Origin of the sequence: Glutamicibacter sp. NPDC087583, from assembly GCF_044743685.1 — a bacterium.
GTDB lineage: Bacteria > Actinomycetota > Actinomycetes > Actinomycetales > Micrococcaceae > Glutamicibacter.
Genome location: NZ_JBIUWY010000001.1, coordinates 918,680 through 932,863, shown reverse-complemented (window position 1 = coordinate 932,863; position 14,184 = coordinate 918,680). Strand labels below are relative to the sequence as shown.

Sequence of the window (14,184 nt, the reverse complement as noted above, 5' to 3'; positions counted from 1 at the left end):
GATCGCTTTGCTTTATTACCTCGCGTGTTGCGTCATAATTGGCAGATAGTAGATTTATCCATCAGTTACGAGTTAGTGCGTAACATTGGCAATCTCTACTAAACAACTAGTCAGAGTGCTTTTTGCCGGTGAATATTTGGCGTGACGCTATTGCATCCGACACTTGATATTTTGCTGGCTGACCGTAGCCTTCAGGATTAGCTGCTTCAATGCGCGCCACTTCCTCAGACATAAATTGCACCAGCGGAACGTCGCCGTTGATATCTTCGGCTACGGAGCGCAATTGCTGCGCATATGCCAGCAATCGCGGAGTGAAGTGTTTGGTGTAGGAGGGGTCCGGGTCGCTGGCACGCTGATGGACGGATTCAAAATTTTTGGCAAGGTCCTCGATTGCCGGTTTAACTGACTCCATCACCTGCACCAATGCCCGGTCCGCCGCTTGCGAGATCGCAACTAGGCTCAATTGGTAGTGGTGCTCGGTGGCCACAGCCGCCGCGAGCCGTTCCAGCGGATCCAGGGTATCGAGCCAACCGCGCAGGAACCTGTCGCAGTTGGCATCATGCTCGTAGCTCAGGTCTTCGAGCAGCTGATCAATCATGCCGATTGAGTAGCGGGCTGCACCTTGGATGGCGAAACGCATTTCATGCTCGGATCCACTAATAATCCAGTCGCGGATTTCTTCGATGGTGCCGATTGGTTCAGGGGACCTGGGAATATTCAACGATGCTCATTTCAGGAAGAAGTTGCTCCAACATGCCGCAACAGTCTATTTGATCTTGCATTGCAGCAGGCCAACATCGTGGCTTTTGCATTAAATGACGTTGGGCCCGACAGAACATTTCCATTTTCTCTCGGGCCCAAGTACCAGCTATTGCCTAGTTCGGGGTTTCGCTGTCCCACGCTTCGGCAATGGCACTGCGAACCTCGGACAAGGTCTGCGGGATCGCCTTGGTCTGCGCGATGATAGGGAAGAAGTTCCCATCCCCGTTCCAGCGCGGCACGATGTGCTGATGCAGGTGCGCGGCGATGCCTGCTCCCCCGGCTTCGCCCTGGTTCATGCCCAGGTTGAAACCGGCGGGGTTGGAGACCTTGCGCAGCACGCGCATTGACTGCTGCGCCAGCGCTGCCATTTCTGCCGTTTCCTCCACCGTGATATCGGTGTAGTTGGGCACATGGCGGTACGGGCACACGAGCAGGTGGCCCGGGTTGTACGGGAACAGATTCAGGATCACGTAGCAGGTTTTGCCACGGTGCACGATCAGCGCTTCTTCGTCGGTACGCCCAGGACCGGCGCAGAATGGGCAACTGGCCTCATCCTTGACCTGGTCCTGCCCGCCCTTGATATAAGCCATCCGGTAGGGAGTCCACAGGCGCTGGAACGAATCCGGCACTCCGGCGAGTTCAAAGTCGTCGGTGACGGACCGGTCTGCTTGTTCCTGCATGCTTGGTGGACTCCCTATCCGAACTAGTTGTTGTTGTCGCGGCTCTTGATGGCTTCAACGATGCGGGCTACCGCATCGTCGACTGGAACCTGGTTCTCCTGGCTGCCATCGCGGAAGCGGAAGGACACGGCGTTTGCATCGGCATCTTCGCCGCCGGCGATGAGCACGAATGGAACCTTGTCCTTGGACGCGTTGCGGATCTTCTTCGGGAAGCGATCCGTCGAGTCATCCAGTTCCACGCGGACACCCTGCGCCTTGAGCTTGGCAACAACTTCACCGAGGTAGTCGTTGAAAGCCTCGGCCACTGGGATCGCGCGAACCTGTACCGGCGAGAGCCATGCGGGGAAGGCACCTGCGTAGTGCTCGGTGAGCACGCCCAGGAAGCGCTCGATGGAACCGAACTTCGCAGCGTGGATCATCACTGGTTCCTGGCGGGAACCGTCGGCAGCCTGGTACTCCAAACCGAAGCGCGCTGGCTGGTTGAAGTCGTACTGCACGGTGCCCATCTGCCAGGTACGGCCGATGGCATCCTTGGCCTGGACCGAGATCTTCGGACCGTAGAATGCGGCTCCGCCTGGGTCGGCAACCAGTTCGACGCCGGATTCGGTGGCGACGCGCTCCAGCACGGCGGTAGCTTCATCCCACTGCTCATCCGAGCCGATGAACTTGTCCGACTCCGGATCACGGGTGGACAGCTCCAGGTAGAAGTCGTCCATGCCGAAGTCGCGCAACAGCGAGAGCATGAAGTTCAGCAGGTGCTCAACCTCGGCCGGTGCCTGCTCCTTGGTGACGTAGGAGTGGCTGTCATCCTGGGAGAAACCTCGCACGCGGGTCAGGCCGTGGACCACGCCGGACTTCTCGTAGCGGTAGACGTGGCCGAATTCGAATAGGCGCAGCGGCAATTCACGGTATGAACGTCCGCGGCCGCGGAAGATCAGGTTGTGCATCGGGCAGTTCATGGCCTTCAGGCGGTATTCCTGGCCCTGCTTGGTGATGTTGCCATCTTCATCGCGCTCTTCATCGATGTGCAGCGCCGGGAACATGGTGTCCGCGTAGTACGGCAGGTGGCCCGAGGTGTGGAACAGCCCATCCTTGGAGATGTGCGGGGTGCCCACGTACTGGAAGCCTTCTTCGACGTGGCGGTCGCGCACGTAGTCTTCCATCTCGCGCTTGATGATGCCGCCCTTGGGGTGGAACACCGGCAGGCCCGAGCCCAGCTCATCGGGGAACGAGAACAGGTCCAGTTCGGCACCGAGCTTGCGGTGGTCGCGGCGCTCGGCTTCGGCCAGGCGCTCCTGGTAGGCCTTCAGGTCGTCCTTGGTTGGCCATGCGGTGCCGTAGATGCGCTGCAGCTGCTTGTTCTTCTCGCTGCCCAGCCAGTAGGCGGCAGCCGAGCGGGTCAGCGCGTAGGCGTTCTTGATCAGCTTGGTGTTCGGCAGGTGCGGTCCGCGGCACAGGTCCTTCCAGACAGTGTCGCCGGACTTGCGGTCCACGTTGTCGTAGATGGTGGTTTCGCCAGCGGCCACCTCAACGGTGACGCCTTCGCCGGAAGTGTCGGCGGAGTCGGCCTTGGCCAACAGCTCGCACTTGTATGGCTCGTTGGCCATTTCAGCCTTGGCTTCCTCCGGGGAAACTTCGCGGCGGACAAAGAGCTGGTTCTGGTTGATGATCTTCTGCATCATCTTTTCCAGCTGCTTCAAGTCTTCCGGGGTGAATGGGTCCTCGACATCGAAGTCGAAGTAGAAACCGTCGGTGATGTAGGGGCCGATTCCCAGCTTGGAGTCCGGGCGCAGCTGCTGCACAGCCTGGGCCATCACGTGGGCGGTCGAGTGGCGCAGCACCTCCAATCCTTCTGGATCATTGATGGTTACGCGGGTGACAGTGGTTCCGGCTTCCAGTTCGCGGGCCAGGTCGCGCAATACGCCATCGACGTGCATGACAACCACGTCTTTATCGTTGGCAAAATGCTGCAGACCGGTCGTTCCCGCGTCCACCTGTACCTGCTCGCCGTCAATGGTGAGAGTCAGCTGCTCGCTCATGAGATCGGGTTCTACCTTTCAATCTGTGATGGCTTCATAGCTTGTGGCATACCTTGGCCACAGCCAGCCAGAATCCAGTTTAGTTCAGGACCCCACCTCAGCGTGCGTTTACCTCCGGTTTTACGAAGATTGATCGCCCTCTTGTGACTCGTTCAACAGCGAATCTGCGTTGAACAGGCTCATGACATGCCAGATTTCACGATCGCCCGCGGGCTGCGAACTGGTGACTTTACCGTTTTTCAGATCCTCGCGGAAAGCCGGAATCACTTCTTCCATGCGACGCATGAGTTCGTCGCATTCATCTTGGGTAAGCATCAGGTTGCTCGTTTGCATCTGCGCTTTAATCTCCCCGGACTCTTCGCCGCGATAGTGCCTTTCTGCATGCCGAAGCGTCGCTTGCAGGCGGCGTTGCTCGTCATGGACCACTTGGCTGAGGTAGGCATCCATAGCCGTCCCGGTCTGGTCCTCCGGGCGCTCTCCCACTTTGCCGGTCGTATAGCCGCGAGCCGCAGGTTTCCATACGCGGTCACGCCTATCGCGCGCCAGTTCCGGAACTTCAACGATCATGTCGGCTTTGGCCAGCTCACGCAGATGGAAACTGACCTTGTTCGCGGGTACGCCAAGAGCCTGCGCGAGGTCTGCCGCGCGTGCGGTTTCCATTGCCGAAAGCGCGTCAAGGATTTGCCGACGCAAGGGGTTTGCGATGGCCTTGAGCATGGGGGTGGTGAATGTGACCGGTGGCTCATGGTTGCTCATAAGCACAGCATAGCAATCCCACAAATAAAGTTGCGCAAATTCTATTGCGCAACTTTATTTGCGAATCTATAGTTGGTGCCATGACCAGCATCCAGGCCAACGATCCATCAGGCACCACAGCGATTATCACGGAGCCTTTGCCGCCTTTGCGCGTGCAGCGCAACTACCGGATGTGGCTGCTGGCGGACTCAACGGCCTTGCTGTCGGGCAGTATTTACGGGTTCATCTTTCCTTTGATCTTGCTGTCCGCTACGGGGTCCCCGGTTTTGGCCGGAACCCTGGCCGCAGTGGGAATGGCAGCACGGGCGAGCGTAATTTTGGCCGGCGGAGCCATGGCGGATCGTACCGACAAGGCTCGGATGATTCTCATAGGAAGTTTCGCCGGTGCTGCAATCACGGCAGTCATGGCCCTGGGCAGCAGCGTCGGTTCACTGCCGGTTGCATTCTTATGCCTTGCCCACATCCTTATGGAACTGCGCGGCGGGTACTTTGGGTCGACAACCAATGCCGCCCTAAAGGATCTCGTACACCCCAAACAGCTCGGCAGCGCGATGGCGGCGAATCAAGGCCGCGACTCGGTGCTGATGCTCGGCTCCGCTCCCCTGGGCGGCGCGCTTCTGGGATTAGGCGGTGGCATTGCCCTGCTCATCGTCAGTGTCCTGAATCTGATCGCTGCGGCCAGTGGATTTGCACTGCGTCGTCCATTGCGGGCAGCCAAGCGATCTGGGCAAGATTCCAATGGCACCAGCAATGATTCCGAAGAGGAAGTGGCCCACGGAATTCTGGCAGGCATGCACTGGTGCTTTTCCCGGCCACAGCTGCGCGCTCTGCTGATTTTGATTACGGTCGTCAACATCGGCGTCAACGGGCTGATGACAACGCTGATCTACGGACTTCAACAGCGTTCCGAAGAACCCTGGGTTATCGGGTTAACTTCTACCTTCATGGGCGTTGGAATGCTGTTCGGATCGTTGGTCGCAACGAAGCTCATCGATAAATTCCGCAGTGGTTTACTGACCTGCACCTGTCTCACCATTTTGGGTGTAGCCATGCTGCTCATCGGGTTTAATACGAACCTGCTCTGGATGGGGACCATGCTGATGATCAGCTTCCTCAGCGTTCCAGCTCTCAACGCTGCGGTGGGTGGATACTTCATGGCCTCCATTCCGAAGCAAATGTCTGGGCGCGCTAATTCCCTAATCACCTTTATGGCACTGGCCGCTTTGCCCTTATCTCCGCTGCTTACCGGATTTGGTCTGGAATCGGTCGGCATGGGACCAACGCTGATATTTTTCGGGGCATTCGTTTCCTTAGCAGCAGTCTTGGCCTGGCTCTCACCGCAGGTACGGCGCATACCCCTTCCTGAGCATTGGATGGCGGCATCGCCCGAACTCACCAGCGCATCCGCCCCTCAACAATCCCCCGCCCCAGCGGCCTCTACCGAATAGGAGTATCCAAAGTGAATTCCGATCCCACGTCGCCCAGCGATTCCCGGTTCAAGCGATCAGCCCGGAAGCGAATCTTCAGCAGCGAAAAAAGATACCGCCATGCTTCTGCGTTGACGCACCAAGCTGACGATGCAGTTGCCCAGGCGAGGTATCAAGCGCTGCGCAACGAGCAATGGATCTATTTATAAGGAGGCAGGAAAAGTCTTGGAAGATCCGCAAACCCATGGCTTTCATTTTCAACCCCTCCTACCCTAGGAATATGAACAAACCGGCCCCACCTGTCATCAGTGCCATTACCCTCGGAGTGCGCGATGTCGGTGCTTCCACGAAGTTCTACACCGAGGGCCTGGGGTTTGAGCTGGTTCAGCCAGCCCACCCGGAAATCGCTTTTGTCCGTGCCGGCTATGGCTTGATGCTCGCCCTCTGGGATGTGAAGCAGATGCCCAGCGAGTACGGCGACGTCGGGCATAGCCAGCTGGCGCCACCGATCTCACTGGGACACAACGTGCACTCTGACGCAGAAGTGGACCGACACTACCGGCGAGCGCTGGATGCGGGAGCGACTTCTGTCACCGAACCGACGGTGCAGCCGTGGGGTGGCAAGAGTGCTTGTGTGGCTGATCCGGATGGCTTCCGCTGGGATTTTGTGCACAACCCATCATTTGTCGTCGACGCCGATGGGCATGTTTCCTCGGTTTGAGAATTATCAGTTTTCAGTGATCTTCCTTGATGCCTCCCGTTCAGGCCAGGGTTCATAGGTGCTAATTTGCCCAGGCTCATCACTAGTGCCTGCAAAGCAGCAGGCCTTCGCTGCGAAATGGTCGATGGCGTCCGTGACGCTGAGGAATGGAATAGCCGGCGCCCCAAAGGGCTCTTCGTACCAAAGTTGGACGCATGCTCCGTTGCGTACTTCGATTTCTGCGTCCATGCCCTTGAAGAGTACTTTGGCTCCACGAATGAGCGCATCTTCGGCCTCCCAGGACGTATCTTCATCGAAGTAGATGAAGTCGTAGTCACGAATTCCTCTTTGCGGATCTTTGCCTTCGAGCACGTTCCAAACTGTTTGGGATAGTGCACCTGCAGTGAGCCACCAATCATCTGCGCTTACGCCCGTTCTCCCCTCACATCAGGTATCTCTCCTATTGGACCCGATGTATCTGTTAGGTAAACCCTGTCAGCGAACTAGCTCATCAGGCCCCTCTCTGGTCTAGGCCTTCAGCTTCCATCCGTTTGGCGAGTTCCCCGACACTTTCGATCTTGCGTGCTCCCTCGCCGAGGTTTGGCCGATAGTTTGGTTGCGGCCGGGTGAGCTCCGCGAGGTAGCTTGCAGCAGGCAGGGTCTCCGGCTGATGCAGGTCCCAGGCGTTCAGCGCTTGGAGGGAGATGCCGCGCGGTCCGGTACGGCGTGTGACCCCGTGGATGAGCAGCATGCGTGTGGAGAAGAGCAAGGGCGCTGTGCGCTGCTGCGTGTCATCGAAGAAGGTGGCGTCGATGCAGCCAGTCCCATCATCCACGGAAATGAAGACCACACGCTTGCCTCCGCGCATGGGAGGAGTCTGAGTGGCCACCCGTACTCCGGCGACCAGAACTTCGGTTCCGTTGCGCAGGTGCAGCAGCTCGGCTGCCTGCGTAATGGGCAGGTGCGCCAGCCGTTGGCGGTACGAGGTGATCAGATGCTCGCTGGCGTCCAGATGCATGAGGTCCAATTCGGTACGTACTACTTCCGCGGGATCCAGTGCTTTGCCGGTCTGGTCGATATATTCGATCTGCCCCAGATCCAGGGCAAGTTGCCCGGGTCCCGGCCGGTATTTGGCCGGAAGGGAGCTGTGCGCCATGGATTGCGTGTGGGCGATCGTGTCGGCACGGGAGGTCCCGGCCAATAGGGAATCGAACACTCCGAGTGCTGCAAGGTTCTGGTAGGTGCGTCGCGAGAGTCCTGCGCGGGCGCGGACATCGGCGAGGTGCTCATAGGGCTGGCCTGCGACCAGGCGTTGTACTTCGCGTTCGCTCATCTGGTGGATATCGCGGAAGGCCAGACGGATTCCATAGCGCCCAGGGCGCAGCGAGCTGGGTGCGCGGGGCACCACAGGAACCTTCACTGGAGCGGATTCGAATATTCGTTCGACTCGGTAGTGCCCGGTGGATCGGTTGATATCCAGCGGAAGGATGGGAACGCCCATTCTGCGTGCTTCGGAAACCAGCAGCCGCTTGGGGTACATGCCCGGGTCGTGCTCCCAGATCCCCGCAAGGAAAGCTTCGGGGTGGTGCGCCTTGAGCCAGGCTGAGTGGTAGGTGGGTACGGCAAAGGCAGCCCCGTGGGCCTTGCAGAATCCGAAGGAGCCGAAGCCGGAGAGCACCTCCCAGACTTGGTCAATGGTTTCCTGGCTATAACCGCGCTTGGCCGCTTCGGCGCGCACATAACGTTCTACGGCTGGTTCCTTCTCCGGGTTGCCCAGCAGGCGCCGGTAGACATCGGCCATGCCCAATCCGCATCCGGTGAGCACATCAAGCATGCGCAGCACCTGTTCATGGAAGACGGTCACCCCGTGGGTTTCGGCGAGCGCCGGAATCAGATCCTCGTGCAGGTATTGGGCAGGGGCGAATCCGTGGCGGTGCTCCAGGTAGGGCTTGACCATATTCGACTGCATGGGACCCGGGCGGAACAGGGAAATATCGATGATCAGGTCGTTGAATTCGCGGGGCGCGAGCTTGCCGATCAGTTCGCGCTGCCCCGGGGATTCGATCTGGAAGCAGCCCAGCGTATGGGTGGAGCGGATCAATTCGAAAGTTGGTTCGTCATCCAGTGGCACCCTGGACAGGTCTATCGCTCCGGTAGCGGAGATATAGCTGTCGTCGGCGTGCCCTCCGGCGCGGGCGGCCGCTTGCTTATCCGGGTGCATGCGGGCGATCTCCTCGAGCGTGTAGGCGATGGCCGATTGCATGCGCACACCGAGCACGTCGAGCTTGATCAAGCCCATCAGGTCCATGTCATGCTTGTCGAACTGGCTCATCTGCAGTCCGATACCCGAGGGCTGGACCGGGGTGCGGTCCAGCAGGCTCGCGTCGGAGAGGATCACCCCGCAGGGGTGCATGGAGATATGCCGGGGCAGCCGGTCCAGGCGCTCGGTAGCGTCGATGAGGATATCGAGCTGGGTGTCATCGGTAATGCGTTCTGCCAATGCGGCCAGCTCCGGCTTCTCGGTGAGCGCTTCGCGGAAAGAGGATGCGGAGAAGCGCCAGAGCTGCTTCGCGATCTCATCCACCTGCTCCTGCTCTACCCCGAGGGCGGCCCCTGCATCACGGACCGCGCCGCGCGCACGGTAGGCGTTCTGCATGCTCATCAGGCTGACGCGCTCTTCCCCGAAGCTGGAGAAGATCTCGCGGTAGATCTCGTGGCGGCGTGCGGATTCCACGTCGATGTCGATATCCGGCAGGGTGGTGCGGGTATCGGAGAGGAAGCGTTCGAACACCAGGTCGTGGGCCAGCGGGTTCACCTGGCTGATGCCCAGCAGGTAGTTCACCAGCGAGGAAGCACCGGAGCCGCGGGCGGCCACGCGGATTCCCATGCCGGTGATCAGCTTGACGGTTTCGGCGACGGTCAGGAAATACCCGGCGAAGTCCAGCCGGTCGATCACCCCAAGTTCCAGAGCCAGCTGTCTTTCAATGAGGCTGGGATTGGCGTGCGGCAAGAGCCCAGGCACCGCTGCATGGACTCGCTCGGAGAGTTCTTGCATGGCCGGACGGTGCAGGCCGATGATCTTCGCTTCGGGGATCACCGGCTGCTTCCATCCAAGATCGGCTACCGGGTCTGCCGCTGCCCATTCGGCGAGCGCTTCAGTTTCCCGCAAAAGCTGCTGCGCCCAGCTCCTTTCTGTGGCTTGGCCGATCTCCTTGGCCAGCTGGCGCATCTGGGGCGGGGTTTTCAGCCACCCTTGGCCATTGGGTTGGCAGGAGTCCAGGTTCTTCAGGCTATGCAGGGCGCGCGCCGAGTCCAGGATGTCTGCGGTAACCGCTCCATCGGGGTCCACGTAGCGCACGGCGTTGGTGAGCACGGCCCTGATCCCCCGCTCCTGGGCGTAGCGCAGCAAGCGGGCTGCTTCACCGAGGCTGTAGCGCGATCCAGGGCTGGAGAGGTGCGTGGTGATTTCCACTCGCAGCATCTTTCCCAACCGCTTCTTCCAGCTGGCAAGCAGTGCCCGGGCTTGGGCGTAGCTTCCCTTGAGGATTGCGCGGGCCACGTCTGATTCGCCGCCGAGCAGGATCATCAGGTTCCCGGCAGCACCCAGGTGTGCCAGCTGCTCGGTTTTCAGCCCCGGAACCCCGTGCGCAGTGCTGTGCGCGAGGGTGATGGTTCGGCACAGCGCCGCATACCCTGCGCCATTGCAGCGCCCACGGGCCAGCAGGACAATCCGCCCTTGGGTTTCTCCGTGGTTATCGAGCACGGCAAGGTTCACCCCGAGAATCGGGTGCAGCCCTTCTGCCATGCAGGCCGCCACATGCTTGACCGTTCCATAGAGCCCATCCCGGTCAGTCAGCGCGAGCATCTGGGCACCCTGCGCTTTGGCCGCTTGGGCCAGCCGCTTTGGGTGCGAGACTCCGTAGTGGGCGCTATAGGAAGAACTGACGTTCAGGTGGGTGAAGCTCATGGAGGTCCTTCGAATATATGTTCCCCAGCAGGGGAATTAGGCGCTGCGGGCCAGCGACTCATGCACACGCACCAGACGCCACCGTTCGGTTTGCGCATCAAAACTCACATCAACGCTGTGCACTTGCCGGGATCCGCGCACCGCGACCAGTTGCAGGCGCCACATCTCATAGTCGGCAATCCCCGCACCGGCGCCGCGAGGAATCCGCAGGTTTTCATCCCACCATTTGCGGCGTTCGAACCAGCGCTGAGGCTCGGCCACCAAGCGATAGCCCTGCCCTTGCCAGCTCACGCGCAACGGCATTCCATCAGCTGCACGAGTAACCTCGATCGACTCGGTGAACATCCCCACGTGTGCACTCCTTACTTAGTAGAACCATTCTATTCGAACACGTGTTCGAATGACAGTTACACTAGTCAGCGCGACCGACAGTTTGGGTTAGCCAAGTGCAGCGGATCTCAGCGCCGACGGACTGGTTGAATAAGCCCTGCGAAAGGCAGCGCTGAGCGCAAAGGGTGAAGAATATCCGACATCCCGGGCAATCTGCGACAGCGGTGCATCGCTGGCGAGCAGCGCATCATGAGCCAATCCCAGACGCAATTTGGTGAGGTACCCCATGGGTGCGGTGCCCATGGCCTGGCGGAAGGCTGGCGAAAAAGCCGAACGGGACATCGCAGCTGTTCTGGCCAGCCCCTCCACGCTCCACGCTCGAGCTGGTTGCGCCCACATCGCCCCCACCGCCAACCCAATGCCTGGCGCCGCCGAGCGAAGCGCCCTGGTTCCCGGCAAGTGCTGCAAGGCGCAGATCGCCAGAATGTCCAGCAGCCGGTCCAATACCACCTGCTGGGCGGGACCCGCACTTTCGGCTTCGGTCGCCAGCAGTTCAGCCCATCGCCACGCCGCGTCGTCATCGATAACTGCCAGATCGGTACCCTCGCAGACAAGATCAGCGACAGCGCTGGTCGTAGTGAAGGTGCCAACCAGTAGCTGGTCGGGGCCATTAGGCGAATTGCCCCATGCACGCACCCCATGGCGCAACTCTTGGACCATGGCTCGGCCCGATGGCCCCAGGCATTGCTGGCCCGGGGCAATGGCATAGTTGCCAGGCGCCGCGGCCGGAAGAGTCTGGGCGCTGGCCGAGCGAACCTCATAGGAGGCTGATCCGCAAATGACGACCAGTTCCCCTTGCCGCGCCACCACGGACTTTTGTCCTCGTTGCACCCTGCAGGATCCCGAGCGCACCGCCAAAATCGTCAGCGGGCAATGATCGCGAACAGCAACACTCCACTGGCCCTCCATGCACATGCGGAGAATGAAGGCTTCACGAGCCCGTGGGCCAGAAGGGAAAAATGCATCGGGTCTCACGCCACCACTCTGGACGATTGCGTATGCATTGTCGAGCCTTGAGCATTCAAAATCCTGCCCAACATCTGTTGAATGAAATCATGAACCTGCCGTTGCTTACTATTTTCCTGCCGCTGCTGACAATTGCCACCGGCTTGATCATTGCCGGATTCTACGTTTCCTTCACCCTCGTGGTCTTCCCTGCGCTAGCGCGAATGGATGATCGCTCCGCAAGCACGTTCATGGTCCACGTGAACAGATACGCCCAACGGCCCCCATTCCTGAGCTTGTTCTTCCTCGGCTTGCTCGCCAGCACCGGATGCCTTGCCCTCTCCATCGTCCACGAGAATATCCGCATATCGATCGGAGCGGCACTAGTGCTTAGCGGTGCCCTGCTCACCATCGGGGTCAATGTTCCGCTCAATCGGCGACTGGAGCAGAATTCGTTGGCTTGGGCGAAATATGAGCCACGGTGGATCAGGGCCAATGCCGCGCGAGCACTGGGTTCCGGCCTAGGCGCTGTCCTCCTGCTCAGCGGTGTTTGAGCTGGATGCAGCACTCCTGCCCCGTCACATCCATTCCGGGGGCAACCCGTGATCAACCTGCACAAATTGGCTCTGCGCGAAACTGCCTGCGTCATTGTGTCTCGAATGCTCGATTAGCACCTGAGACACCGATAGCATCGAGAGAGCACTAGCCAATCGTTCCAGGAGCTAAATCCCATGTCCCATAAGGTCAAAGCCGTTATTTCCCGCGTCAAGGACGCACCCGTAGAGGTCGTAGACATCATCGTTCCGGATCCGGGTCCCGGAGAAGTAGTTGTCGATGTGCTCACCACCGGTGTCTGCCACACCGACCTGCACTACAAGCTCGGCGGAATTGGCGACGAGTACCCGTACCTGCTGGGCCACGAGTCCACCGCAGTAGTCAGCCAGATCGGCGAGAACGTCACCAACGTCAAGGTCGGCGACCGCGTGATCCTGAACTGGCGTGCAGTCTGCGGCCAGTGCCGCGCTTGCGCCAAGGGCGAGCCGAAGTACTGCTTCAACACCTTCAATGCCACCCAGAAGATGACCCTGGAAGATGGCACCGAGCTTTCCCCAGCGCTGGGCATCGGGTCCTTCGCCGAAAAGACCCTGGTCCACTCCGGCCAGTGCACCATCGTGGATGAAGAAGCCGACCCGGCCGCAGTAGGCCTGCTCGGTTGCGGTGTCATGGCCGGCATCGGGGCAGCGATCAATACCGGCGAGATCAAGCGCGGCGAGTCCGTCGCAGTGATCGGTTGCGGTGGCGTGGGCGCTGCTGCCATCGCCGGCGCGCAGCTGGCCGGCGCAACCACCATCATCGCGGTGGACGTGAACCCGGACAAGCTGGAAGGCGCCAAGAAGTTCGGCGCCACCCACACCGTGGATTCCTCCAAGGTCGACGCCGTGGAAGCCATCCAGGCGCTGACCGGCGGCTTCGGCGCCGACGTCGTCATCGACGCGGTGGGCCGCCCGGAAACCTACAAGCAGGCCTTCTACGCCCGCGATCTTGCTGGCCGCGTCGTATTGGTAGGCGTGCCAACTCCGGAGATGAAGCTCGAGCTGCCGCTGCTCGATGTCTTCGGCCGCGGCGGCTCACTGAAGAGCTCGTGGTACGGCGACTGCCTGCCGAGCCACGACTTCCCGATGCTCGTCGAGCAGTACAAGCTCGGCCGCCTGGATCTGGATGCCTTTGTCACCGAACGCATCACGATCGATGAAATCGAAGACGCGTTCACCAAGATGCATGAAGGCACCGTGCTTCGTTCGGTGGTGGAGCTCTAGTGGCCGCCCGCATCGAGAACGTCGTCACTTCCGGCACCTTCTCCCTGGATGGCGGGACGTGGGATGTCGATAACAACGTCTGGATCGTCGGCGATGATTCCGAGGTGATGGTCATCGACCCGGCACATGATGTTGCCAAGATCCGCGAAGCTGTGGGCGATCGAGAAGTCATGGCCGTGCTGCTTACCCACGGGCACGATGACCACATCCGTGCGGCTGGCGAATTCGCCGACGCCGTGGATGCACCGCTGTTCTTGAACCCGGAAGACCGCATGCTCTGGGAAGCTGTCTACCCCGAGCGCGATGTGGACGCAGAAATCAGCGAAGGCGATTCATTCACCATCGCCGGCACCACGCTGACCGCCCTGCACACCCCGGGGCACTCTCCGGGCTCAACCTGCTTCTACGCTGAAGACCTCGGTGTACTGTTCAGCGGTGACACCCTGTTCAACGGCGGCCCGGGGGCTACCGGTCGCAGCTACTCCAGCTTCGAGACGATCGTCGAGTCGATCCGCACCAAGCTGCTGGTCCTGCCAGCTGAAACCGTGGTCAATACCGGCCACGGCGATGCCACCTCCATCGGTGCAGAAGCGCCGAACCTGGATGAATGGATCAAGCGCGGTCACTAAGCACCACGCATCGAGCGGCAGCAGGCCTTTAGAGCAGGCTGCCGCTCGTGTTTAAAGTTGATGCGCAAAACA

The 14,184-nt window shown here is 60.2% G+C and carries 12 protein-coding genes and 1 pseudogene; 5 read left to right on the top strand and 8 right to left on the bottom strand.

Annotated elements, in window-relative coordinates; translation table 11 throughout:
• Positions 1 to 106 precede the first annotated feature (106 nt).
• The 4 genes from ACIOU9_RS04450 to ACIOU9_RS04435 form a co-directional block, all read right to left on the bottom strand.
• Positions 107 to 721: a hypothetical protein gene (locus tag ACIOU9_RS04450; RefSeq protein ID WP_105658266.1), complete on the bottom strand. Its 615-nt coding sequence runs from the start codon at positions 719 to 721 to the stop codon at positions 107 to 109.
• Between the two features lie 154 nt (positions 722 to 875).
• Positions 876 to 1,442 carry an HIT domain-containing protein gene (locus ACIOU9_RS04445; protein WP_105661379.1) on the bottom strand — a complete coding sequence of 189 codons (567 nt, stop codon included), beginning with the start codon at positions 1,440 to 1,442 and terminating at the stop codon, positions 876 to 878.
• A gap of 23 nt (positions 1,443 to 1,465) precedes the next feature.
• A complete protein-coding gene (gene thrS, locus ACIOU9_RS04440) occupies positions 1,466 to 3,481 on the bottom strand; it encodes a threonine--tRNA ligase (RefSeq protein ID WP_105658264.1) in 2,016 nt (671 codons plus the stop codon).
• Between the two features lie 120 nt (positions 3,482 to 3,601).
• On the bottom strand, positions 3,602 to 4,237 hold the full coding sequence (locus ACIOU9_RS04435; protein ID WP_332486082.1) for a helix-turn-helix domain-containing protein: 636 nt from the start codon (positions 4,235 to 4,237) through the stop codon (positions 3,602 to 3,604).
• 80 nt (positions 4,238 to 4,317) lie between these two features.
• On the opposite strand from ACIOU9_RS04435, the gene ACIOU9_RS04430 reads away from it, so the two are divergent.
• Together ACIOU9_RS04430 and ACIOU9_RS04425 are read left to right on the top strand one after the other, a co-directional pair.
• Entirely contained in the window at positions 4,318 to 5,685 is a 1,368-nt protein-coding gene (locus tag ACIOU9_RS04430; protein ID WP_402696134.1) for an MFS transporter, read from the top strand.
• A 259-nt stretch (positions 5,686 to 5,944) separates the two neighbouring features.
• On the top strand, positions 5,945 to 6,385 hold the full coding sequence (locus ACIOU9_RS04425; RefSeq protein WP_105658261.1) for a VOC family protein: 441 nt from the start codon (positions 5,945 to 5,947) through the stop codon (positions 6,383 to 6,385).
• Between the two features lie 6 nt (positions 6,386 to 6,391).
• Here the strand turns inward: ACIOU9_RS04425 and ACIOU9_RS04420 are convergent.
• From ACIOU9_RS04420 to ACIOU9_RS04405, 4 genes and pseudogenes are all read right to left on the bottom strand, one after another.
• Positions 6,392 to 6,772 (bottom strand): annotated as a pseudogene (locus tag ACIOU9_RS04420) (nucleotidyltransferase family protein); the annotation flags it as partial.
• Positions 6,773 to 6,875: 103 nt separating this feature from the next.
• A complete protein-coding gene (locus tag ACIOU9_RS04415; protein ID WP_402696132.1) occupies positions 6,876 to 10,331 on the bottom strand; it encodes a DNA polymerase III subunit alpha in 3,456 nt (1,151 codons plus the stop codon).
• Positions 10,332 to 10,367: 36 nt separating this feature from the next.
• Entirely contained in the window at positions 10,368 to 10,676 is a 309-nt protein-coding gene (locus tag ACIOU9_RS04410; protein WP_286134296.1) for a hypothetical protein, read from the bottom strand.
• A gap of 93 nt (positions 10,677 to 10,769) precedes the next feature.
• Positions 10,770 to 11,696: an AraC family transcriptional regulator gene (locus ACIOU9_RS04405; RefSeq protein ID WP_332730714.1), complete on the bottom strand. Its 927-nt coding sequence runs from the start codon at positions 11,694 to 11,696 to the stop codon at positions 10,770 to 10,772.
• Positions 11,697 to 11,776: 80 nt separating this feature from the next.
• Between ACIOU9_RS04405 and ACIOU9_RS04400 the strand changes: the two genes are divergently transcribed.
• The 3 genes from ACIOU9_RS04400 to ACIOU9_RS04390 all read left to right on the top strand — a co-directional run bounded on the left by ACIOU9_RS04400 (position 11,777) and on the right by ACIOU9_RS04390 (position 14,112).
• Positions 11,777 to 12,220: an anthrone oxygenase family protein gene (locus ACIOU9_RS04400; RefSeq protein WP_400289268.1), complete on the top strand. Its 444-nt coding sequence runs from the start codon at positions 11,777 to 11,779 to the stop codon at positions 12,218 to 12,220.
• Between the two features lie 177 nt (positions 12,221 to 12,397).
• A complete protein-coding gene (locus tag ACIOU9_RS04395; RefSeq protein WP_105658256.1) occupies positions 12,398 to 13,483 on the top strand; it encodes an S-(hydroxymethyl)mycothiol dehydrogenase in 1,086 nt (361 codons plus the stop codon).
• Positions 13,483 to 14,112 carry an MBL fold metallo-hydrolase gene (locus ACIOU9_RS04390; RefSeq protein ID WP_105658255.1) on the top strand — a complete coding sequence of 210 codons (630 nt, stop codon included), beginning with the start codon at positions 13,483 to 13,485 and terminating at the stop codon, positions 14,110 to 14,112. Before ACIOU9_RS04395 ends, ACIOU9_RS04390 begins: the two co-directional genes overlap by 1 nt.
• The last annotated feature ends 72 nt before the right edge of the window (positions 14,113 to 14,184 follow it).